The 1,122-nt window shown below is 39.3% G+C and carries 1 protein-coding gene and 2 pseudogenes; all 3 read right to left on the reverse strand.

Translation table 11 applies throughout. The features are described from left to right. A pseudogene (locus HMPREF2991_RS07815) lies at positions 1-329 on the reverse strand (hypothetical protein); the annotation flags it as partial. Positions 330-473: 144 nt separating this feature from the next. Beyond that, on the reverse strand, positions 474-869 hold the full coding sequence (locus HMPREF2991_RS07820) for a hypothetical protein (RefSeq protein WP_070683794.1): 396 nt from the start codon (positions 867-869) through the stop codon (positions 474-476). A gap of 32 nt (positions 870-901) precedes the next feature. Next, a pseudogene (locus HMPREF2991_RS07825) lies at positions 902-1,122 on the reverse strand (hypothetical protein); the annotation flags it as partial.

Raw genomic sequence — 1,122 nt, forward strand, 5'->3', positions numbered from 1 at the left:
AAAATCAAGTTCCAATACTCTCCCTCCATCTGGAGATGAGGTAGGGTATGTAGCTTTTTTTCATCCTCTACTATAAAAGTCTTGTACTCATCTGTGATCGCATATGTTTTACTGACAAATAAACTCCCTTTATTGCTAGGCGCAAGGACGTATTGACTCTTATCTCCAAATAGTTGAAAATTTGATTTTTCCCTGGCAGTTCGCATTGTATACTTTTGTTCTTTTGGGGGTTGACTGGGCTTCAAGAAAAGTAAGAAACAAGATCCTGTTATGACTAAGAGGCTTAAAATTCCCAGAATGATTAGTATCTTTTTTCTATATAATTTCATTAACTTCCTCCTAAGTATTTGTTGTTTGTATCTGATGAACAAGGATTATAAACTCTTAATCCATTATACCATATGAACGATACCGTGAGAAGATGAGAAATACAAAAGAAAACCACCTGAAATAAATTCAGGTGATTTGTGTAATTATGGAAAATCATTATATTGACTCTCTGCGATTTCAACCATTTTTCTACGATTGTGGCGTTCCTTAGAATCTTTTCCGCCTTGGATATATCGTTCTCTACGTTCTGCTCGTGACTCAGGAGCTTTTGTATACATATTCTGACCGATGGAATTAGCCATACTCGCATCTGCGCTTCGAAAGGCCTCACCAACCGCCCCAAGGTACTCATCTAAGGAACTAATCGTCTCCACCATTTCCTTAGAGAGTTTCTTAATACCATCTGTCGCAGCTTCTATCTTTTCCGTCGCACTTGAAGAAATGAGGTCCGAAACGTTATGTTCTAACTCACCACTCATATCTTTAAATGCACCATTCACTCGGCTGAGATTATCAGGATTAATTTTCTTATTACTCATTCAATTTCACTCCGTCATTTCTAACAACCTTCTTATATCTTCCGAAGGACTGGATGCTGCTCCAACCAGGCTTTCGCCTCTTGGCTGTTACGAATCTGAACATCTGAGACTTTCCCATCATCATTGCGTCCATAAACGGTTAGGAGGTCTTCTCCCTTGGGGGCGAACCAGTGTAATACGGTGTCAAACCACTCATCCGGTGTGACCTTATCTGTACGGACATAAAGCGACCAATTCTGATTGATGAGTTTAT

This window comes from Streptococcus sp. HMSC072D07, assembly GCF_001814835.1.
Classification (GTDB): domain Bacteria; phylum Bacillota; class Bacilli; order Lactobacillales; family Streptococcaceae; genus Streptococcus.